Genomic DNA, 20,682 nt, shown 5'->3' on the forward strand with positions numbered 1-20,682 from the left:
AAAATTCACCGTGACGGGCCGGTCGACTGCGCCGGTACGCCCATCTCGCGCAGCAGATCCGGCGCCGGGTAGACCTTGTCCATCAACCAGCGGATGTAGCGCGTGTCGACGTGGATGGCGCGCTTGTAGCGTGGGTCGTACCACCAGCTGGCGCTCACCGACTCCCAGTTGCTGTCGAAGTTCAGGCCGATCAATTCGCCACGCGCGTTGAGTACCGGTGAGCCGGAGTTGCCGCCGGTGGTATCCAGGTTGGTGAGGAAGTTCACCGTCTGCGTCTTCAGCGCGGGGTCCTCGGTGCCGGCATAGACGCCCTTGGCGATGGCCGTCAACAGCGGCTTGGGCGCGTCGAAGGGCTCGACGTTGGTGTTCTTCTCCACAATGCCGGCCACGGTGGTCACTGGCGCATAGCTGACCGCATCGCGCGGGTTGAGCGGGGTGACCTGCCCGTAGCTCACGCGCAGCGTGCTGTTGGCATCGGGATAGACCGCGCGGCCTTGCTGCTTGCGCCAGGCGAACAGCGCACGCATGTAGGCCGGCCGCAGGCGCAGCTGCTCGCCTTCGCGATCCTTACGCGCATCGTCCAGACGGATTTGCGCCGGCACCAGCTTGACCGCCAGGTCGATCAGGGCATCGGCCGCCAACGGCTTGCCCTCGCGTGCGGCAGCAAAGCGCGCGAGGCGCTCGGCCTCGGTGCCCAGCGTGGTGTTGGCGTAAAGCGTGTCCAGGGCGGCCTTGAGGCTGTCGGCATCGCGGCCGAAGGCGGCGTCGAATTCCGGCACGCGCTGGTCCTTGGGCAGCTGCTGGTAGCGGCCCAGCAGCAGGGTCAGCAGCGTCTTCTCGGTGTCCGCATCGAAGCGCCGCTGCACCTGCTTGAGCACACCCTCGATCAGCGCCTGGTCGCGCTGCTGGTAGCCGGTCTCGCGCTGCGCATCGGGCTTGCGCGATTCCTCGCGCAGGCGTTCGAGCATCAGCGCCGAGCGCATCAGCTGGGTCTGGGTGGCGATCAGCCCCAGCAGCACGTCGCGATCGCCCATGGCGCTGCCTTCGGCCAGGATCTGCTGCAGCTGCGCGATGCTGCGCGCCTCTGACCCCTTGGTCGCGGCCAACATGGCGCGTTCGTCCTGCTCGCGCAGGCGCACCGCATCGCTGCGCTGCAGGCCTTCCAGTTCGCCGGCCGCGCGCTTGCGGTTGTTCTTCAGCGAGGCCAGCTGCGAGGCATAGCGCGTGCGCGACTCGGCGCTGGCCTTGCCGCGCTGCTCGATGGCCTCGATCAGCGTATCCAGCAGCGCCACGCGTTGCGGCAGGGTGTGGCCGACCTGCGAGGCGAACTCGGCGGCGGTGCGATGGCGGTAGGTGATACCCGGGTAGCCGGCCAGCATCGCGAAGTCGCCGGCCTTGGGACCATCGGTTGCGATCTTCAGGAAGGCGGGCGCGCGGTAGGGGACGTTATCCGGGCTGTAGTCGGCCGGCTTGCCGTCCTTGCCGACGTAGGCGCGCAGCACGGTGAAGTCGCCGGAGTGGCGCGGCCACATGAAGTTGTCGATTTCATCGCCGTAGTTGCCGATGGCGCGCGGTGGCGCATAGACCAGGCGGATGTCGCGCAGCTCCAGCTGCTTGATCAGGTAGAAATCGCTGCCGTAGTACATGTTGGCCACGCTGCAGCGCACGCCGCCTTCGGCCTCGCATTGCGCCACCAGCTGCTTGCTGGCCGTATCCACGGCCGCGTAGTAGGCCTTGCCGGTCTTACCCTTTGCGGCCGCCAGCACCTGGTCGGTGACCTTGTCGAAGGCGGTGGTGACCAGCACGCGGAAATCCGGGTTGGACGGCAGCTCCTCGCTGCGGCTGTGCGAGACGAAGCCGTCATCGATCAGGTTCGCACCTGGCTTGGTGTTGTACTGGATCACGCCGTAGGCGACGTGGTGGTTGGTCAGCAGCAACCCGTCGGGCGAGACGAAGGAGCCGGTGGCGCCCCCGATCTTGACCACCGCGCTCAGCGGCGGCCGGGTGACATCGGCCAGCGCGCGCGGATCGCTGCGAAAGCCGGCCGCCTGCAGTTGCGTGGACAGCTCGGGCAGCTGCGAAGGCATCCACATGCCTTCATCGGCACGGGCGGACAGGGGCAGGGACAGCGCAAGGCTCATGACGCTCAGGGCAAGGCGGCGGGACATGGGACGACTTCTGGAACCAGCGGAGCCGGCACGGTAGTGGCTGTTACCGTCGGTGGCAATGTGCGCAGCGGCAAAGCCGCGTGTTCCAGCGTCAGGGCGTAGCGTCTGAACGGCCAGTGGCAGGCGTTGCGACCCCCGAACGACGGATGACGTAAACGTCGACGGCCTTGCCCTGGCTCACGGTCTGGCCATCCAGCGACATGCCCAGTCGGGTCGCCACCTGGATGGACGACGCGTTGCCGGGGGCGATCAACGCATGCGCGCGCGGCTCGCCACGCGCGTCGAAGGCCCAGCCCAGCGCGGCCTGGGCGGCTTCGCGTGCGTAGCCGTGTCCCCAGTAGTCCCGGTACGTGTTCCAGCCGATCTCGATCGCGTGCGTGGACTCGCGAAAGAACGCGCCGACGTTGCCGACCAGCTGTCCATTTTCGCGAAGTTCGACCGACCACCAGCCTGCACCATCGATGAGCCACATCCCGGCGTGGGAAGTGAAGCGGCGCCAGGACGTCTCGCGATCGGACACGCCAATGTGCGCTGCGCTGACCGGATCGGCCAAGTGCGCGGCGAAGGCGTCGAAGTCGGCGCGGTGGTAGGGGCGCAGGCGTAGGCGTTCGGTCTCCAGCGTCGGCACAGCCTCGGTCATCGGGAATTTCCTCGGGTCAAGTCACGCAGAGCGACTTGCTTGGTCGCCTACGCATCGTCGCGTTAAAGCTCTGGCGCACCGTGATCAGCTGCGCGCGAGCAGAGGTGGGAAGGCAGGGTGTGGGTGGGATGAGGCGAGAACGGGGAAACGAGAACGAGAAACGAGGAACGAGAAACGAGGAACGAGGAACGAGTGAAGGCCCTGATAGCTCAACAGAGCCAGACTCGTTTCTCGTTCCTCTCCGCTCGTTCCTCAAGACGTTCCTCAAGACGTTCCTCAAGACGTTCCTCAAGACCTTCCTCAAGACCTTCCTCCCCGCTCACAACGACCCCAGGATCGCCGCCCGGCGCTCGGCATACTCGGCGTCGGTGACCACACCGCGCGCGCGCAGAGCGTCCAGGTCGCGCAGCCGGGCCTCGATGCTTTGCCCGATCGGCGGCGGCGCCGCACCGGTGGCCGCCGGAGGCTTGTTGCTGCGATTGACCAGCACGACGATCAGGAACACCGCCACGACGGGGATCGCGATCACCGCAAGCAGGATGATCCAGTGCCAGATGCTGAAGCCGCCCATGTCCGCGTCCCTGTGGTGTGCCGGCCTCGCCGGTGGAGGTGTGAGTCTATGCCTTCATGCCAGAGCGCAGGATCAAAGGCCCCGATCCGCATGATCCGCCGGATGATGCACCCCATCGCTGGTCGGCACCTCGCCCAGCGCCAGCGGGTCGATCCCCTCCAGGCACCCCACGTTGTAGCCGTACTGTTCCGGATTGGATCGGCGCTGATGATGCGTATAGATGCCGCATCGGCCGCAGAAGTAATGCCTGGCGGTGAAGGTGTTGAACTGATACAGGCGCAGCTGCTCGGCGCCTTCGATGATGCGCAGGCCGGCCAGCGGGACCGACCCGACGATGGCGCCACGGCGTCGGCACATCGAGCAGTTGCAGCGGCGTGGATCGACGATGCCGTCAGGTAGATCCAGTTCCAGCACGATTGCACCGCAATGGCAGGACGCGCGGTGCACCGGCAGCACGGCGATGCCGGCGACAGACTTGATCATGGAGCCTCCCGAACGCATGCCGGAAGGCAGCTCGCTGCGTTCCGGCGGGGCCAGGAGCATGCCACGTCATCTTGCGACGGGCGAACCGCCGTGTGCGCCAGCGGCCTCTTGCCGCTGGCGCGTCGGGCTCAGCAGACCAGGTGCGCCGACCCGGCCTGGCTCAGCTCCACTTCCATGCCATCCAGCGAGGCCGTGCGCCGCGAGGGCGGCGGCGGCAGCGGGCCGGTGCGGCCGGCCATGACCTGCACGAAAGCCGCACGGAAGCGCGCCATCTCTTCCTCGGTGCCGACGCTGATGCGCGGCCAGGTCTCGAAGCCCGGCCAGCTGCGGCCGACCATCACGCCCCAGGTCGCCATGGCCTTCTGGAACTCCTTGGCGTCGCGGCCGATCTCGACCATGAAGCAGTTGCTCTCGGACTTGGTGCAGCGGTGGCCCTTCTTCTCCAGCCAGGCGATGGTCTCGTTGCGACCCTTGGCGATCATCTTGCGACGCTCGGGCACCAGCTTCGCATCGCGCAGGCTGGCGGTGCCGGCCACGAACGTGGTCAACGCCACGCTGCCGCCACCATAGAAGTTCATCTTCTCCAGCGTGGCCGGCTGCGCCACCGCATAGCCCAGGCGCAGGCCGGCCATGCCGTAGAGCTTGGAGAAGGTGCGCAGCACCAGCAGGTCCGGGTGCGTGGGCACCAGGTCCACCACGCTGGCGGCGTTGTCGGAGAAGTGGATGTAGGCCTCGTCGATCAGCAGGATGCTGCCGGCCGGCTTGTGCGCCAAGGCGTACTCGATGTCCTTGCGCGTGGTGATCGCGCCGGTGGGATTGTTGGGATTGCAGATGTAGACGATGCCGGCCTTGGGATCGGCCGCGCACATGGCCTGCACGTCGTGCGAGTTGTCGGCGCGCTGGGGAATCTTGATGACCTTGCCGCCAACCTTGGGCGCGGTGCGCCAGGACTGCTCGTAGGTCGGGTCGGCGGTCACCAGCGAGCGCTCCGGTCCGGTGAAGGTCATCACCGCCAGCCCCAGCGGCGTGCCCGAGCCCGGATACACGCTGATGTGGTCTTCCGGCACGCCCAGCTGCTCGGACAGCGTGCTCATGAAGTCGCGCGCCTCCTTGCCCGGATAGCCGCCGCTGTCGGGGGCCGATTCGGCGATCTGCTGCAGCGCGGACTTGGCCGGCCCAATGGACAAGGTGTTGGCGCCCAGGTTGATGACCTCCGGCTTGGCCGCGCCGACCCGCCCGGGCGCGACATCCTGCGCGGCGGCACGGCTGCCGGCGACCTGGAGCCCGACCCCTACCAGGCCGGCGACATACGCCGAGCCCTGCAGGAACTTGCGGCGTGACTGCTTGGTGTCCATCGACCTGTCCTCGAGTGTCGCGTCGGTGACGGCCGACGCACCGGTGATTCTGTGGCTGTCTGGCGCTCTTCCATGGCGAAAGCGCCGCCCCTGCGGGTGCGCTACGGACTATAGGTTGCGCGTCGCGTCGATTCGCAGCGCGGGCGGGTGGGGCCTGGGTGGCCGGGTAGGACAGCCGGACCTAGATGCCTGAACACGCGTGGTGCTGCCGCTAGATGGCGAGCGCCACTACGAATGCGATCTCAGCCATGCATGGGGATCGCTCAAGTGCTTCTCTTCAGTCCATCACTTCAGAGCGCAACGCGGACCTGCCACCGGGGCCGGGTTGATGTAACGCACTTGTCCCCCGCAAATCAGGTAAGCGAAGGATGTGCTGGCCAACCCAGCGTCTGGGATCGTGGCGGTATGCAGTACTACGCCACTGGAAGACACTAGGCGAATGCTCACGGCCTCGGGGCTCTGAGCGCTTCCAGGCGTTGCCAGCTCGAGGCGAGTTCCATCCTGCAGCTCCAGGTCTGCGCTCTGCCTGGATGGCACATTGAGGTCGAACACGTAAGGCGAGGTACCTTCGTACTGAATCTTGCCTACAAACTGGACGTGATCCGGTCTGGCCGCCAAGGCGGTCAATGACACCAACAGAAGGGGGAGCGCGAGAATCCTCATGGCATCTTTCCTTGACGTGGTGAATCTGGTGAGGGCGACGCGATCTTACCTGGCAGGATACGGACCGCGCATCTGATCGCCGAGGGCCTCGCGCCGGTCGCAACCCGAGCCTCGGTCATTCGTCGCCCGGCTCCCACAACTCGACCTTGTTCCCTTCGGGGTCGATGACCCAGCCGAACTTGCCCTGCTCGGAAACCTGGGTCTTGTCGATCACATGGCAGCCTTCGGCCTTCAGTGCGGCCAGCAGCGCATCCAGGTCGGCCACGCGGAAGTTGATCATGAAGGGCGAGGTGCTCGGCGCCATGTAGTCGGTATCGGCGGCGAACGGGCTCCAGATCGTCATGCCGGGCTGGCTGCCCTCGCCGCCCCACTGGAAGATGGCGCCGTTCCAGTCGCCCACGTCCAGCCCCAGGTGCTCCCGATACCAGGCCGCCAGCGCGGCCGGATCGCGCGCCTTGAAGAAGATGCCGCCAATCCCTGTGACACGTTGCATCGCCCGCCTCCGGTGATGGATGTGCGCGGGCGATAGTGCGCCGTTCTCAGGGCTTTGAAAAGCTGAGGATCAGTTCGCGCCGGAACAGCTTGCGGTCCTTGGGCAGGGGCAGCGGCGAGGCGCTGAGCGCGGCCCGGACCACCGAGCGCTCCAGGGCCGGCGTGCCGCAGGGCGCCACCAGCGACGCCGATTCGACGATGCCGCTTGCAGAGAGTGTCAGCGACAGGCGGCACGGCACGTTCTGAACCTCCCCGTCCGGATACGTCCACCGCGCCATGACCGCCTGCTGGATGGCGCCTGCCCAGGCGGCGGTGCCAGCAGCGTCGGCCTCGGAGTGTGTGGCAGCCGCGGCATGCACAACAAGCAGCAGGCTCAGCGTGAGGAGCGACCTGAAACGGCCTGTCGAGCGAGTCATGAATCCAGCCAGTCTTCGAGGTCCCGCAGGGGAAGGTATCCACTCGATCCGGGACTGGACGGTAGTGGCCCGACTTCCACATGGTGCAATCGCTCAGCCAGACTGAGCTCACCGATCACGCTCTCCAGCATAATGAAAGTGCCCGTCAGGAACTCCTCCGATCTGGCGCTCTCAAAGTGGGAGTACCCGATCCTTGCACCTCTCCTCGTGGGATCGCTGTTCGATCGCAAAGGCAGGAACCACGCCGTGCTTGGATCGAATGTGAGCCCAGCGTATGACGTGCTGAACTCCAGACCCGTCGCAGGCTTGAACGCAATGAAACGCCAGTTGGGAACGTCCGGGGCGGTGGCGATCAGCGTACGCACGGCCGAGAAGTGATCTACGTTGCCCTCGGCTGAGATGATCAACTCGCTGATCCCATCATCGGCGCGCCCTGTCTCGAACCACAGATCAGGGCAGTAGTTGTGGAGGTTTTCCAGCAACTCGTCCAGAAGCGCTTCCCTTTCCTCGACCTCGATCTCCTTGAAGCGGTCCGCGTTCGCTTCGAACCATTTCCAGAATTCGCGCTGACTCTGCATGTTGATGTGATCCATATCTTCTTCCGCCTGACTAAATTCGCGCCCTCGAACGTATCGCGTTCCTGTCCTGATTGATGAAGCCCGGATACGTCCATCGCGACATGACCGCCTGCTGGATGGCGGCGGCCCAGGCGGCGGTTCCGGCAGCAGGCTCGCGGTTGGGCACCAGCGGCAGGGTGCGCGGCCATGATCAGCCCCGGCGCAAGCAGCAACTTTGTCCTGTGCGCGGCGGTTCGATCTGTCAGTCTCACAAAGAGGCTCCATGCAGAGTTGTATCGAACCCCTGAGGGTCGACGGGCCACAAGCTTGATCCCAGTGCACGACTCGCGATCGACATCACAGCCGCATGCCGAGCCAGATCACCGCCTCGGTAGACGCCGAAACCAGCGGCGACAGGATGCGCGGCCAGATCGCATCGCCATCGAGATGGAGCGCCGACGCATCATGGTGCTGCTGCTCATCCGCGATGATTGCGGAAATCGCAGCGACAGCGTGCGGGTCGTTGTCCCTGAGAACCGCAAGTTGATGCTGGAGATGCCGGAGCACAACACGTTCGACGGCCGCCGTGGTCGCCGAGATTGCGCCGGCGCCCAGCAGCCCGGTGATCAGTCCCAGGGCGTAGCCACTCATCCCACACAGCAGATAGCTGCGACAGCGTGGCAGGTCGCGGAGATGCAGCTCGGCGGCAAAGATGGCGCGGTGCCGTTGCTCGTGCGCACCGAACGCCTTGAGCTCGTCCACCAGGTGGCGCGCGGTCAGCCGCGCAATGAGGATCTGCCCGCGATAGATGTTGACGGCGCCGTGCTCACCGGCGTGATCGACCTTGAGGATGCGATCGCCAAGATCCTTGGTGGCTTCATGGCGCGCGACCATTCTCATGCTCGCCCCGTGTCCGTCAGAAGGAAAGCTCACTTAGCGAGCGTCCGGACGAGTTGAGCCACCTTCCCATGCAGCGCCTGGCCTGCGCATGGGCGACAGTCCTGCCTTCGGCAAGCGCCTGATCACACCTTGCAATGCCTTCCAGGATCGACAGCCGCTCTTGCATCGCCCGATAGGTTTCCGCGTCGACCAGACAGGCGCTGGGCAGGCCGTGCCGGGTGATCAGGATCGGCTCACGGTCGCGCGCCAGATCCGACAGGAGCTCGGTGGCCTGATCCATGAGCGTGGTGAGGCAGACGGTGCGCATGCGGGGATACTGAAGTGCCAAGCACAGCGCTGCAACTCAGCCGCAGCCGACACGCCTGGCTACTTCTCCTTCCGCCAGTTCAACGACCCGCGCGTCTCGATGGTGGAAGACTCCACCTCGGCGTTGAAACCCTTGCGCAGCAGGTACTTCAGCGTGACCACTGAGCCACTGCCGACCATGGACACGCCGTAGCTGACGTAGAGCTTGGGCGAGAGGTACTTGCCGAAGCCGAACACCGAGGCGCCGAGCGTGCGCGATTCCAGCACGCCGGCATCGTCCAGGCCGATCTTGGCGCCCAGCTGCGAGGCCAGCAGCCCGGCACCGGCGGACAGGGCGGAGGAGGCGGCATTGATCTGCTGGCTCTCATCACTGCTGGCGGTGTTGAGCGAGCGGCCCAGCACCAGATAGGCCAGGGCGTCCGATTCGCTCATCTCCGGGTTGGACCAGATGCGCGCGCGTGGGGCGGTGGCGCGGCCGGTGACGTCGATGCCGGCGGTGACACCGGCGCTGACCACCTCGCGCTCGGCGCGCAGGTTGATGTTGGGGTCGGAGACGTCGCTGTTGCTCCAGGTCAGCTCGCCGCGGGTGATGTTGAGCTTCTGGCCGTAGGCGGTGTACTGCCCATCGACGTTGAGCCCGCCGCTGGCGGACATGGAGCGGCCGGGGCGCGAGCGCACCTTCATCGTGCCCGACAGCGCGCCTTCCAGGCCGAAGCCATTCATGCGCACCTTGTCGCCCAGGGTGACGGCCAGGTCCAGGTCCAGCAGGGAGCTGGGCGCGCGCTCGGGATCGGCCGGGTCCAGCACCACCACGTCCTCGGAGACCGATTCGCCCTCGCTGAGTTTTTCCAGGTTGATCACCGCGTAGGGCACGGTGACACTGCCGCCGACCTGGATGACGTTGTTGGCCAGCTGGATCTGCAGGTCCGGTGCAGCCACCGCGCGCAGCTCGGTGGTATCGGACACCAGGAAGTTGTCGCCGCGCACGTTGAAACGCAGCGGCACGTCATCGCCCTTCCAGCCGAGCGAGCCGTTGATGTTCAGGCTGCCATTGGCCGGGGTCTGGCCGCCGGTGGAGGAGTTGGACTTCATCACGCCGGTGATCTTGGCGCTGCCGTCGGGCAGGGCATCCAGGCTGGCGGTGCCATCGACCAAGGTGATGCCCAGCGCGGGCAGCTCGCCGGTGAACTCGCTCAGCTGCGCCTGGCCGCTGAGGGCGGGCTGGCCGCGGGTGCCGGCCAGGCCGACATGGCCGGCCAGCTTGCCGCGCGGGCGCACCAGGTCCGGGGAGAACAGCTCCATCCAGAACAGCCGCGAGTTGTAGAAGTACAGGTCGCCGTTGAGCGGAGCGAAATCTTCCCAGCCGGTGTTGAACTTGGCATCGACGTAACCGTCGCCGGCAAAGCCGGTGCCCAGTCGTCCTTCGATCCGCCGCGGGTCGAACACCACGTCGAAGCTGAACTGGTCGTAGCGGATCAGCTCGCCACGCGTGTTGCTGCCCATGCGCAGGCCGCCTTCCTTCGAGGCCAGGTGCACCTCGCCTTGCCAGGCGTTGCCGCGCGGGCGGAAGTCGGCGTCCAGCGACAGCTCGCCGCGCAGGTTGAGCGGACGGCCGTCCATGTCCGGCAACCAAGGCTGCACCAGGGCCAGGGGCAAGGCATCGGAGTGGGCCTTGAAGCCTTGCTGCGGCCAGTCGGCCGATACGCACAGGCTGGCGCCGCTGGTGGCCTTGAGGCAAGAGTCGGACAGGGTGAAGCCCTGGCCGCGCTGGGCGAAACGCGCCGGCGCCTGCAGCGCCCAGGCATCGCCCTTCATCGGCGCCAGGCGTAGCGTGTCCAGGCCGCCTTCCCAGTTGGCGCCGTTGCGCCGGGCGCTGCCGGACAGCGCGGCATCGATCATCGGGTTGCGCGCGGCCAGCTGCAGCTGCAGGTTCTCCACCGCACCGCGGGCGTCGGCGCTGAGCGTGTCCAGCGCCAGACCGGCCTGCAGCGCGGTGGCGCGCAGGCTGAGGTTGCCGTCGCTGCCCTTCCACGGCAGGCGCCCGCGCAGGCTCAGGGTCTGGGCGGCATAGGTGTCGTACTTCAGCGCGGTGCCGGACAGGTCCGCTTCCACGGTGGGCGTGTTGCGCGGGCCGGTCAGCTTGAGCGAACCGCTCAGGTTGCCGGCCCCGCCCGGCAGCAGGTCGGCCAGCTGCAGCGGCTGCAGGTCGGCGGCGATATCCAGGGTGTCGCCCACGCGGCCCTTGGCCTGCACGCGGCTGCTGCCCAGGGACAGGGCCAGCTCGCCGTTGCCGCTTTCGCCGGCCAGCGCGAACTTGCCACGGCCATCCAGCGCGCGGCCGCGCAGGTTGCCGGTCAGGCGCGGGATGTCGAGCGTGGCATCGAAGCCTTCGCCCTGGTTGGCCGCCGGATCGCGCGCCTTGCCCTGGCTGCTGAACTGCCCATCGATGCGGCCATCCCAGCCCGGCGCGAAATAGCCCGGGTCGAAGCCGGCCAGTCTGGCGTCCAGGGTCCAGGCCAGCAGCGGCGACCAGTCCACCGCCCCGGTGGCCTCCAGCGTGCCGGTGGGCATGGACGCCTTGAGCGTCTTGATGTCGGCGTGCACATCGTTGCCGCGGCTGTCGAAATCCAGCGTGGCCTTCTGGCCGTCGCGGGCCAGGCGCGCCTGGCCGATGGCGGCCCAGTCCTTCATCTGCCCGGCCACGCCCAGGTCGGCATCGGCCTGCACGGCCGGGGCCTCGGTGCCAGTGCCCCAACGCAGCCCGCGCGCGTTGACGGCGAAGCGGAACACCGGGTTGTCCGGGGTGGTGAAGTCGGCGCGGCCGTTGAGCACCACGCGGCCTTCTAGCACCTGCACGGCCAGCGGCGCCACGGTCAGCACTTCATTGGCGATGCGCAGCGTGGAGGGCTCCACCACGATGCGCTGTTGGCCCTGCACCACGGTGCCGCGCAGCGTGGCCGCGCCCTGCGTGCCGCTGGCGGACAGGTCGAAGGACAGCGGGGTGGTCATGCCGGCGATGCCCAGCAGCGACAGGTCCAGCGCCTGCGTGCTGCCGCGGAAATCCCAGTCCGGCTCGGTGGCTCCGCGCAGGTCCAGCACCGCGCGCAGCGGCGCGGGCGCCGCGCCGCCGATGCCGACCTGCATCTTGTCGCGGTTGCCCTTGGCGATCAGGCCCAGGCGCGCCCGCGTGCGGCCGCGCGGCGCGGGGAACACGGCCGTGGCCGCAAGGTCGGTCTTGTAGTTGCTGCCCGGGGTGTAGTCGCCGTGCACGCCGAAGATGCCCAGGTCGCTGTCCACGGCCAGGCGCTCGGCATGCGCGTAGCCATCGCCGACATCGATGCCGCCACGCGCGCGGCGCACGTCGATCACCTGCTTGCCCTCCTGGGACACGCGGAAGCCGTCGACCACCAGCGTGTCGGCCTGGATGTTCAGCGGCAGCACGATAGCCGGCAGCACGTCCGGCCAGCGCGGCAGCTTGAAGGGTTCCTCAGCGCTGGGCGGCAGCGACAGCGCGGCATCCTCGATTTCCAGCACGTCCAGCCGCAGGCGCTTGCCCAGCAGCGGGCGCAGGTCCGGATCCAGGGTCACGCGCTTGGCGGTGAAGTGGATCTGGTCGAAACGAAAGTCCACATCGCGCAGCGTCAGCGGGCCGGCCACCGGGCCCTCGGCACTGCCCCAGGTGAAGCTGGAGCCTGCCGGCAGGCGCGCAATCACCTGCGCCAGCAGCACGTCGCGCCCTGCCACCGTCTGCAGCAGCCAGTAGGCGGCGAACAACAGCAGCAGCACGCCCAGCGCCACCGCACCGCCGGACCACTGCCAGAACCGCTTGCGCCGATAGAAACGGCGGCGCCGCGGCGGCGGAGCGCCCGGCGGCGGGGCACCCGCACCGCTATCCGGCGTGCCCATCGTCGGGTCGATGCGATCCGGCGGCCGGCTCACAGCGAGGTCCCGATGTTGAGGTACAGGCCGACCACCGAGTCCGGCGAATCCAGGCCGTGGGCGATATCCACGCGCACAGGGCCAATGGGCGAGCGGTAGCGCACGCCGATGCCCACGCCGGTATGCACGTCGATGTCGTTGTCGTAGGCGCTGCCGCTGTCCACGAACACCGCCCCGCCCAGCGGGCCGCCCTTGTAGTAGTGCTCGAACTCGACGCTGCCGGTGATCACGTTCTTGCCACCCACCGAATAGCGCCCGCCCTCGGTATTGATGCGCGGGCCCACCTCGCGGAACTGGTAGCCGCGGATGCTGCGGTCGCCGCCCGCGTAGAAGCGCAGGCTGGGCGGCAGGTCGGACAAGGTGTTGGTCCAGGTGCGGCCGATCTCGCCGCGCACGATCAGGCGCGAGTCATCGCCAATGCCCTTGAACCAGTAGCCCAGCGCGTGCAGCTGACCGAAGGTGGTGGAATCGCCACCGGAGCCGCCACGCGCGGTGATGGTGCCGGTGAAGCCCCGGCGCGGAAACAGCTGGTCGTCCACGCCCACGTACTTGGCCTGCAGCTCGGGATACAGGTAGCTGGCGTAGCGGTACTGGGCGGCGATGGCATCGCCCTGTCCATCATCCACCAGCTCGTAGAGCCAGCGTTCGCGCAGGGCGTGGATGGAGGCGGTGGCGGTCCAGCGCTCGGACAGCTGCCCGCTGCGGCTGCCGGTGAGCTTGATCAGGCGCGTGTCGATGTAGTCGGTCTGCTCGTCGTAGAGCTGGATCGAGGCGGTGTACCAGCCGTCGAGCCACTTGAACGCCGGGATGCGATAGGCGGTGGTCAGCGTCTTGCGGTTCTGCGCGTAGTCCAGCAGCGTCTTGAGCTTGTGGCCGCGGGAATTGACGTAGCGCCGCTCCAGCCCGACCAGGAAGCCGGCGCCGAACTCGGTGCCGTAGCTCACACCGGCGCTGTAGATGTTGCGCGGGGCGAGCTTGAGGTTCACCTCCACCGGCACGCGGCCGTCCACGGCGTTTTCCGGGTCGGGCTGGATGTCGATGCTGGAGAAATAATCCAGGCCGCTCAGCGATTGCCGCAGCCGGTCCAGCTTGCCCTGGTGGTAATAGCTGCCCTCGTCCCAGTAGACCAGCTGATCGAGCAGGCCCGGGCGGAAGTAGTCCTGGTTGAAGTGGGTCGGACCCATGTCGTAGCGGATGCCGCTGACCCAGGACAGGTCGATATCGGCGGCATGCTCGGCGCGCGTCACCGCGACCTTGCGCGTCTGGAAGTCCGCATCCAGGTAGCCGCGCTCGGCCAGGCGGTTGACGATCTTGAGCTTGGAAGCCTCGTAGGTGGCGTGGTCGAACACCGCGCCCTGCTGCGGCTGGAACGCGGCGATGTCTTCGGACAGATACCGGTCGCGGCCGCCTTCGCCTTCGATGCGGATATCGCGGTTGCGCACCTTGACCGGCTCGCCCAGCGTCACGTGCAGGGTCACGGTGAGGTGGTCGGCCGGGCTGCGCGGGCGAGTGCCCTGGTTCTGCGTCGGGGCGGGCTCGGGCGTGGGGTCGACCGCGGCGATCACGGTCGCAGGCTCGCCGCTGTCCTTGCGCGCCTGCTCGTCGTCGTCATCGTCATCGTCGTCCTGGTCCGCCTCGCGCTCGGCGGCGGCCACGGCCGGCGGCGTCGGGCGCGGGCTGGCCTCCTCGCTGCTGCGCTCGGCCTGGGCCTCGGCCTCGACCTGCTCGGCGCTGCGCGTGCGCGGGGCTTCCACGCGGACCTGCGGGGAGTAGTACCCGAACGGCTCCAGCGCCCCGGCCGCCTCGGTGGCCGCCTCCTGCAGCAGGTACTCCAGGCGCGACTCGCCCAGCCGCTGGCCCAGCGTGTCGTTGAGCGAGAGCGCCACGCGGATGTTCTCGATCATCCGCCGCTGGGTCGCGTCGTCTTCATCGAGGCCACGGATGACCACCTTGTCGATCACCCCCGCCGCCACCGCCGGGCCGGACAGGGTCAACAGGGCGGCGGCGAAAATGAATGGGGGGAGGAACCGCATGGGCGCAGGATAACCGGCGCCTGTGAATGGGCTGGTTAAGGCGGGGTAAGGACTAGGAACGAGTGGAGAGGAACGAGGAACGAGGAAGGGCAAGAGCGACCCAGGTCGGCGCTTCACTCGTTCCTCGTTCCTCCGCACTCGTTCCTGGCCTCAGGACAGCTGCCCGATATCCGCCACCGCGCTGAAGCGCGCATGCAGGCGGTGCAGCAGCGCCAGGCGGTTGCCGCGCACGGCCGGGTCTTCGGCGTTGACCATCACGCTGTCGAAGAAGGCATCGACCTGCGGGCGCAGCAAGGCCAGGCGCGAGAGCACCTGCACGTAGTCGTGGCGGTGCAGGGCATCGTCGGTGTCGCCCACGGCCGCTTCCACGGCCTCGGCCAGGGCGGCTTCGGCCGGGTGGTTCAGCAGGCCGCGCTGGACGTGGTCGGGGATCTGGAAGCCTTCTTCCTGCGCCTTGCGCACGATGTTGCCGATGCGCTTGTTGGCCGCGGCCAGCACCGACGCTTCGGGCAGCGCGGCGAACTGGCCGATGGCATCGATGCGACGGTCGAAGTCGTACAGCGAGGCGGGCCTGAGCTCGGCCACGGCGTTGAACTGCGTGGCCGGCACGCCCTTGTCGGCGTAGTAGCCCTTGAGGCGATCGATGATGAAGTCGTAGAGCTCGTCCACCGCTTCCTGCGCCTGTCCATCGCGCTGGGCGATGGTCTGCTTGAGCAGCTTGTCGGCCGTCTCGCGCTCCTTGTCCGACTTGGCCGCGGCCAGCGACTTCTCGGCGATGCCCGCTGCGCTGGACAGGGCGGCACGGCGTGCCAGCGCCAACAGCTCGCGCAGGTGCAGATCAAAGCCTGATTCGATGATCGTGCGCGCCAGGCCCAGCGCATTACGACGCAGGGCGAAGGGGTCCTTGTTGCCGGTGGGCTTCAGGCCCGCGGCAAAGCCGCCAGCCAGCGTGTCCAGGCGCTCGGCGATGGCCAGCACCTTGCCCAGCGGCGAGAGGGCGACATCGTCGCCGGCAAAGCGCGGCTGGTAGGCCTCGTCGATGGCCAGGGCGATCTCGCCCGGCTCACCGGCGGCCACGGCGTAGTGCCGGCCGGCGATGCCCTGCAGTTCCGGGAACTCGCCGACCATGCGCGACTGCAGGTCGTTCTTGGCCAGCTCGGCGGCGCGGCGCGCCAGCTGCGCATCGGCGCCGACCTGCGGGGCGATCGCCTCGGCCAGCGCGGCCACCCGCGCGACCTTGTCGGCCACCGTGCCCAGCCTTGCCTGGTAGGTCACCGTGGACAGGCCCCGGCCCATCGAAGCCAGGCCCTGCTTGAGGTCCTCATCGAAGAAGAACTTGGCATCGGCAAAGCGCGGGCGGATCACCCGCTCGTAGCCCTTGGCCACCTCGGCCACGTCCCTGGATTCGATGTTGGCGATGCCGATGAAGCGCTCGGTGAGCTTGTCGCCGGCATCGAGCACCGGGAAGAACTTCTGGTTGACCTCCATCGTTTCGATCAGCGCTTCCTGCGGCACGGCGAGGAACTCGGCCTCGAACCCGCACAGCACCGCGGCCGGCCATTCGGTCAGGCATACGACCTGTTCCAGGTTGTCCTCGGTGATGCGCGCGTTGCCGCCGGCCGTGGCGGCGGCCGCTTCGACCTCGGCGGCGATGCGCGCGCGGCGCTCGGCCGGGTCGACCAGCACCTTGGCCCCACGCAAGGCATCGACGTAGTCGCCGGGGGTGTTCACCCACACCGGCTTGTCGTGCATGAAGCGGTGGCCGCGGCTCATGCGGTCGGACTTCACGCCCAGCAGCGCCGCCTCGATGACCTCACTGCCCAGCAGCACCACCAGCCACTGCACCGGGCGGGCGAAGGCGTAGTCGTGGCCGCCCCAGCGCATCGGCTTGGGGATGGGCATGGCGGCGATGGCCTCGGCGATCACCTCCGGCAGCAGCGCCGCGGTAGCCGCGCCCGGCTTGACCGCGCGATGCACGAAGCGCTCGCCCTTGGCATCGCTGGTGCGCTCCAGCGCGGTCCAGTCCACCCCGGCCTTGGCGGCAAAGCCCTCCAGGGCCCGGGTCGGCTGACCCTGCCCGTCCAGGGCGATGTTGACGTAGGGGCCCAGCACCTCGGAGGTCTGCTCCGGCTGCTCGGTCGCCACCCCGGGCAGCAGCACCGCCAGTCGGCGCGGGGTGTGCAGCGGCACCGCATCGCCGCGGTCCACGGCCACGCCGCGCTTGCCCAAGCCATCGACGATGCCGTCGAACAGCGCCTGCGCCAGGCCGGGCAGCGCCTTGACCGGCAGTTCCTCGGTGCCCAGTTCGATCAGGAGGGGAAGGTGTTGGCTCATGTCGGAAACCCTGACTTGCGTTGTTCCCTGCTCGCGCTGGCGGGAGAAGGTGGCGCCAAGCGCCGGATGAGGAGGTTTTGCCACGACGCGGGAGGACTTGCCCTTATCCGCCCTTCGGGCGCCTAGGAACATTCCCCCGCGATGGGGAGGCCGCGACGACTACTGCTTCAACCCCGGAAAGCCCAGCTTCTCGCGCTGGGCGTAGTAGGCCTTGGCCACGCCCTGGGCCAGCGCGCGCACGCGCAGGATGTAGCGCTGGCGTTCGGTCACGCTGATCGCGCGGCGCGCATCGAGCAGGTTGAAGCTGTGGCTGGCCTTGGTGACCTGCTCGTAGGCCGGCAGCGGCAGGCCCACCTCGATGAGCTTGAGCGCCTCGCGCTCGCAGGCATCGAAGCGGTGGAACAGCTCGGCCACGTCGGCGTGCTCGAAGTTGTAGGTGCTCTGCTCGACCTCGTTCTGGTGGTAGACATCGCCATAGGTCACCGGCGTGCCGTCCGGGCCGAAGGTCCACACCAGGTCGTAGACGTTGTCGCAGTTCTGCAGATACATGCACAGGCGCTCGAGCCCGTAGGTAATCTCGCCCAGCACCGGCTTGCACTCGATGCCGCCGGCCTGCTGGAAGTAGGTGAACTGGGTGACTTCCATGCCGTTCAACCACACTTCCCAGCCCAGGCCCCAGGCGCCCAGGGTGGGCGATTCCCAGTTGTCCTCGACAAAGCGCAGGTCGTGCACCAGCGGGTCGATGCCCAGCGCCTTGAGCGAATCCAGGTACAGCTGCTGGATGTTGTCCGGGTTGGGCTTCATCGCCACCTGGTACTGGTAGTAGCGCTGCAGGCGATTGGGATTCTCGCCGTAGCGGCCGTCGGTGGGGCGGCGCGAGGGCTGCACGTAGGCCGCATTCCACGGCTCCGGGCCCAGTGCGCGCAGGAAGGTGGCCGGGTGGAAGGTGCCCGCGCCGACTTCCAGGTCCAGCGGCTGGATCAGCACGCAGCCTTGCCCGGCCCAGTACTGGTTGAGGGTCTGGATCAAGCCCTGGAAGGTCAGGCCCTTCAAGGTGGTCGCGGTGGCCGGCGCTGCACTCATACGGCGGGAGGGACGCAAAAGAGGGTGGGCTAGTATACGGGCGCACCAGCGGGCCCATCCCGCGACTCGAGGCGAAAGGGGCAGCATGGACCAGCGTGGCGCAACCCGATTTCCCCAGGACGGCGTGATGCCGGCGGGAAAGCTGGACTTCGCGCGGGTGGCGCAGCTGCTGCGGCAGGACCGCCTGGTGGCCGAGGCCGACGAGGCGCGGTTGCAGTTCTCCGCCCAGGGCGCGCGCAGCGCTACGGACGTGCATCCGCTGGTGCTGCTGGCCAATCTCAAGCTGGCCGGCCGCGCCGGTGGCGTGCTGGGGCTGGAGCGGCTGACCGAATGGCTGGCCGGCAGGCTGGGCGTGCCCTACCTGCGCGTGGACCCGACCAAGGTGGACGTGGCCGCGGTCACCGGCGTGGTCTCCCACGCCTACGCCCGCCGCCACCGCATCCTGCCGCTGGACGTGCGTCCCGAGCACCTGCTGATCGCCACCAGCGAGCCGCTGGACACCAGCTGGATGTCCGACCTGCAGCACCTGGCGCGGCGGAACATCGAGACGGTGCTGATCAATCCGCTGGACCTGCATCGCTACACGATGGAGTTCTTCGGCGTGACGCGCTCGGTGCGCGGGGCCAAGGACCTGCGCGAGAAGGAGCAGGGCGGCGCCATGCCCAGCTTCGAGGCGCTGGTGGACCTGGGCAAGGCCGGCGAGGTCGGGGCCGACGACCAGCACATCGTGCACATCGTCGACTGGATGCTGCAGTACGCCTACGAGCAGCGCGCCAGCGACATCCACCTGGAGCCGCGCCGCGACACCGGGCGCATCCGTTTCCGCATCGACGGGGTGCTGCACAAGGTGTTCGACCTGCCGGCGCCGGTGATGACCGCGGCGGTGGCGCGCATCAAGGTGCTCGGGCGCATGGACCTGGCCGAGCGCCGGCGCCCGCAGGACGGCCGCATCAAGACCCGCTCGCCGGGCGGGCGCGAGGTGGAGATGCGCCTGTCCACCATGCCCACCGCCTTCGGCGAGAAGTGCGTGATGCGCATCTTCGACCCGGACACCGCGTTCAAGCCGATCGCCGAGCTGGGCTTCAGCGCCACCGAGGCGGCCGGGTGGCAGGCGCTGGTGGAACAGCCGCACGGCATCGTGCTGGTGACCGGGCCGACCGGTTCGGGCAAGACCACCACGCTGTATTCCACGCTGCGCACGCTGGCCACCCCGGACGTCAACGTGTGCACGGTGGAGGATCCGATCGAGATGATCTCCACCGAGTTCAACCAGATGCAGGTCCAGCACAACATCGACCTGGATTTCGCCACCGGCGTGCGCACCCTGCTGCGGCAGGACCCGGACATCATCATGATCGGCGAGATCCGCGATCTGGAAACGGCGCAGATGGCGGTGCAGGCCTCGCTCACCGGCCACCTGGTGCTGTCCACCCTGCACACCAACGATGCCCCATCAGCGGTCACGCGCCTGCTCGACCTGGGCATGCCGCACTACCTGGTCGCCTCCACCCTGACCGGCGTGCTCGCCCAGCGCCTGGTGCGCACCCTGTGCAGGCACTGCAAGCGGCCCGAACCGCTGCCGGCCTACGCCTGGGAGGCGGTGCTGGAGACCGGCCGCAGCGTGCCGGACGAGGCCGACCCGCACACGGCGGTGGGCTGCCTGGAATGCCGCAACACCGGCTACATGGGCCGCATCGGCCTGTACGAGCTGATGCTGCTCTCGCCGCAGCTGCGCAGCATGATCAAGGGCGACATGGACCTGGCCGCCTTCACCCGCGCCGCGCGCGTGCAGGGCATGCGTACCCTGCGCGATGCGGCGCTGGAGATGGTCGCCCGCGGCCTGACCACCATCGAGGAAGTCATCACGGTGCTGCCGCCGCGGGAATGAGGCCATGCGATTCGGTTATCAGCCCAGGGGCGCCATTGGCCTGCCAAAGGGTTGAAGCGCGCTGCGACGGGCGGTCTAATCGTTCGCAAGCCCACTCGCGCAATCCTGTCCCCTGCAATGATCCAGCGCCCCTTCCTCATCGTCGAAACCGGCCAGCCGGTGCCCGCGATGCGGCGCTACGGTCGGTTCCCGCACTGGATCCGCGTGGCCGCCGGGCTGGCCGAGCACGAGGCGGTGGTCAGCAATGTCGAACAGGGCCAGGCCCTGCCCGACAGCGACGCCTTTGCCGGGGTGATCGTCACCGGCTCGGCCGCCATGGTCACCGACCGTGCCGACTGGTCCGAGCGCAGCGCCCAGTGGCTGCGCCAGGCCGCCCACCAGCAGGTGCCGCTGCTGGGCATCTGCTACGGCCACCAGCTGCTGGCGCACGCGCTGGGCGGGGAGGTGGACTACAACCCGGCCGGGCGCGAATCGGGCACGGTGCACATCGACCTGCACCCGCCGGCGGCCGAAGACCCGCTGTTCGCGCAGATGCCGCTGCGCTTTGCCGCCCACGCCACCCATGTACAGACGGTGGTGCGCGCGCCGGAAGGGGCCACGGTGCTGGCGCGCTCGGTGCAGGACGCCTGCCACGCCTTCCGCTGGGGCGACCGCGCCTGGGGGGTGCAGTTCCATCCTGAATTCGCCACGCATCACATGCGCGGCTACGTCCGTGCCAGGGCCGACCACCTGCGCAGCGAGGGCCGTTGCGCCCGCACCATCGCGCGGGACGTGACGGCCGCGCCGCTAGCCCGCAAACTGTTGCGGCGCTTCATCCGCCATGCCCGTGGCCTGAGCGGGCGCTAGTTCCAGCT

General features: G+C 68.2%; 16 protein-coding genes. 2 read left to right on the forward strand and 14 right to left on the reverse strand.

Features of this window, described 5'->3' with window-relative positions:
• Positions 1 to 5: 5 nt before the first annotated feature.
• The 14 genes from EPA99_RS06875 to glyQ form a co-directional block, all read right to left on the reverse strand.
• Positions 6 to 2,168 (reverse strand): S46 family peptidase, encoded by a 2,163-nt coding sequence (locus EPA99_RS06875; protein ID WP_129470476.1) that lies wholly within the window; start codon positions 2,166 to 2,168, stop codon positions 6 to 8.
• A 91-nt stretch (positions 2,169 to 2,259) separates the two neighbouring features.
• Complete coding sequence (locus EPA99_RS06880) at positions 2,260 to 2,808, reverse strand: GNAT family N-acetyltransferase (protein ID WP_129470477.1); 549 nt, start codon at positions 2,806 to 2,808, stop codon at positions 2,260 to 2,262.
• Between the two features lie 319 nt (positions 2,809 to 3,127).
• On the reverse strand, positions 3,128 to 3,379 hold the full coding sequence (locus EPA99_RS06885) for an SHOCT domain-containing protein (RefSeq protein ID WP_129470478.1): 252 nt from the start codon (positions 3,377 to 3,379) through the stop codon (positions 3,128 to 3,130).
• 72 nt (positions 3,380 to 3,451) lie between these two features.
• Complete coding sequence (locus EPA99_RS06890; protein WP_129470479.1) at positions 3,452 to 3,862, reverse strand: GFA family protein; 411 nt, start codon at positions 3,860 to 3,862, stop codon at positions 3,452 to 3,454.
• A gap of 128 nt (positions 3,863 to 3,990) precedes the next feature.
• Positions 3,991 to 5,217 carry a pyridoxal phosphate-dependent aminotransferase gene (locus EPA99_RS06895; RefSeq protein WP_129470480.1) on the reverse strand — a complete coding sequence of 409 codons (1,227 nt, stop codon included), beginning with the start codon at positions 5,215 to 5,217 and terminating at the stop codon, positions 3,991 to 3,993.
• Positions 5,218 to 5,995: 778 nt separating this feature from the next.
• Positions 5,996 to 6,373 (reverse strand): VOC family protein, encoded by a 378-nt coding sequence (locus tag EPA99_RS06900; RefSeq protein ID WP_129470481.1) that lies wholly within the window; start codon positions 6,371 to 6,373, stop codon positions 5,996 to 5,998.
• A gap of 46 nt (positions 6,374 to 6,419) precedes the next feature.
• Positions 6,420 to 6,788 (reverse strand): TonB family protein, encoded by a 369-nt coding sequence (locus EPA99_RS19065; RefSeq protein WP_129470482.1) that lies wholly within the window; start codon positions 6,786 to 6,788, stop codon positions 6,420 to 6,422.
• Complete coding sequence (locus tag EPA99_RS06910; protein ID WP_129470483.1) at positions 6,785 to 7,381, reverse strand: hypothetical protein; 597 nt, start codon at positions 7,379 to 7,381, stop codon at positions 6,785 to 6,787. The genes EPA99_RS19065 and EPA99_RS06910 overlap by 4 nt, the downstream gene beginning before the upstream one ends.
• A 321-nt stretch (positions 7,382 to 7,702) precedes the next feature.
• A complete protein-coding gene (locus EPA99_RS06915) occupies positions 7,703 to 8,245 on the reverse strand; it encodes a demethoxyubiquinone hydroxylase family protein (protein WP_206733713.1) in 543 nt (180 codons plus the stop codon).
• A gap of 16 nt (positions 8,246 to 8,261) precedes the next feature.
• Positions 8,262 to 8,552 (reverse strand): type II toxin-antitoxin system Phd/YefM family antitoxin, encoded by a 291-nt coding sequence (locus tag EPA99_RS06920; protein WP_129470484.1) that lies wholly within the window; start codon positions 8,550 to 8,552, stop codon positions 8,262 to 8,264.
• 59 nt (positions 8,553 to 8,611) lie between these two features.
• Positions 8,612 to 12,457, reverse strand: a complete 3,846-nt coding sequence (locus tag EPA99_RS06925) for a translocation/assembly module TamB domain-containing protein (protein ID WP_129470766.1) — start codon at positions 12,455 to 12,457, stop codon at positions 8,612 to 8,614.
• A gap of 29 nt (positions 12,458 to 12,486) precedes the next feature.
• Positions 12,487 to 14,523 (reverse strand): autotransporter assembly complex protein TamA, encoded by a 2,037-nt coding sequence (locus EPA99_RS06930; protein WP_129470485.1) that lies wholly within the window; start codon positions 14,521 to 14,523, stop codon positions 12,487 to 12,489.
• Positions 14,524 to 14,673: 150 nt separating this feature from the next.
• The gene (gene glyS, locus EPA99_RS06935; RefSeq protein WP_425479177.1) at positions 14,674 to 16,989 is read right to left on the reverse strand and encodes a glycine--tRNA ligase subunit beta; all 2,316 of its coding nucleotides are present in this window, start codon (positions 16,987 to 16,989) and stop codon (positions 14,674 to 14,676) included.
• A 27-nt stretch (positions 16,990 to 17,016) separates the two neighbouring features.
• Positions 17,017 to 17,940 carry a glycine--tRNA ligase subunit alpha gene (gene glyQ, locus EPA99_RS06940; RefSeq protein ID WP_129470487.1) on the reverse strand — a complete coding sequence of 308 codons (924 nt, stop codon included), beginning with the start codon at positions 17,938 to 17,940 and terminating at the stop codon, positions 17,017 to 17,019.
• Between the two features lie 85 nt (positions 17,941 to 18,025).
• Between glyQ and EPA99_RS06945 the strand changes: the two genes are divergently transcribed.
• Positions 18,026 to 19,828, forward strand: coding sequence for a GspE/PulE family protein (locus EPA99_RS06945; protein ID WP_129470488.1), 1,803 nt, complete (start codon positions 18,026 to 18,028; stop codon positions 19,826 to 19,828).
• 117 nt (positions 19,829 to 19,945) lie between these two features.
• A complete protein-coding gene (locus EPA99_RS06950) occupies positions 19,946 to 20,674 on the forward strand; it encodes a glutamine amidotransferase (protein WP_129470489.1) in 729 nt (242 codons plus the stop codon).
• Positions 20,675 to 20,682 lie beyond the last annotated feature (8 nt).

Source organism: Pseudoxanthomonas composti, assembly GCF_004122095.1.
Taxonomy (GTDB): Bacteria; Pseudomonadota; Gammaproteobacteria; order Xanthomonadales; family Xanthomonadaceae; genus Pseudoxanthomonas_A; species Pseudoxanthomonas_A composti.

What these genes read in the sequence shown, in the direction of transcription:
- EPA99_RS06875 (WP_129470476.1), bottom strand. Translation starts at nt 2,168, where the DNA reads ATGTCCCGCCGCCTTGCCCTGAGCGTCATGAGCCTTGCGCTGTCCCTG.
- EPA99_RS06880 (WP_129470477.1), bottom strand. Translation starts at nt 2,808, where the DNA reads ATGACCGAGGCTGTGCCGACGCTGGAGACCGAACGCCTACGCCTGCGC.
- EPA99_RS06885 (WP_129470478.1), bottom strand. Translation starts at nt 3,379, where the DNA reads ATGGGCGGCTTCAGCATCTGGCACTGGATCATCCTGCTTGCGGTGATC.
- EPA99_RS06890 (WP_129470479.1), bottom strand. Translation starts at nt 3,862, where the DNA reads ATGATCAAGTCTGTCGCCGGCATCGCCGTGCTGCCGGTGCACCGCGCG.
- EPA99_RS06895 (WP_129470480.1), bottom strand. Translation starts at nt 5,217, where the DNA reads ATGGACACCAAGCAGTCACGCCGCAAGTTCCTGCAGGGCTCGGCGTAT.
- EPA99_RS06900 (WP_129470481.1), bottom strand. Translation starts at nt 6,373, where the DNA reads ATGCAACGTGTCACAGGGATTGGCGGCATCTTCTTCAAGGCGCGCGAT.
- EPA99_RS19065 (WP_129470482.1), bottom strand. Translation starts at nt 6,788, where the DNA reads ATGACTCGCTCGACAGGCCGTTTCAGGTCGCTCCTCACGCTGAGCCTG.
- EPA99_RS06910 (WP_129470483.1), bottom strand. Translation starts at nt 7,381, where the DNA reads ATGGATCACATCAACATGCAGAGTCAGCGCGAATTCTGGAAATGGTTC.
- EPA99_RS06915 (WP_206733713.1), bottom strand. Translation starts at nt 8,245, where the DNA reads ATGAGAATGGTCGCGCGCCATGAAGCCACCAAGGATCTTGGCGATCGC.
- EPA99_RS06920 (WP_129470484.1), bottom strand. Translation starts at nt 8,552, where the DNA reads ATGCGCACCGTCTGCCTCACCACGCTCATGGATCAGGCCACCGAGCTC.
- EPA99_RS06925 (WP_129470766.1), bottom strand. Translation starts at nt 12,457, where the DNA reads ATGGGCACGCCGGATAGCGGTGCGGGTGCCCCGCCGCCGGGCGCTCCG.
- EPA99_RS06930 (WP_129470485.1), bottom strand. Translation starts at nt 14,523, where the DNA reads ATGCGGTTCCTCCCCCCATTCATTTTCGCCGCCGCCCTGTTGACCCTG.
- glyS (WP_425479177.1), bottom strand. Translation starts at nt 16,989, where the DNA reads ATGTTCCTAGGCGCCCGAAGGGCGGATAAGGGCAAGTCCTCCCGCGTC.
- glyQ (WP_129470487.1), bottom strand. Translation starts at nt 17,940, where the DNA reads ATGAGTGCAGCGCCGGCCACCGCGACCACCTTGAAGGGCCTGACCTTC.
- EPA99_RS06945 (WP_129470488.1), top strand. Translation starts at nt 18,026, where the DNA reads ATGGACCAGCGTGGCGCAACCCGATTTCCCCAGGACGGCGTGATGCCG.
- EPA99_RS06950 (WP_129470489.1), top strand. Translation starts at nt 19,946, where the DNA reads ATGATCCAGCGCCCCTTCCTCATCGTCGAAACCGGCCAGCCGGTGCCC.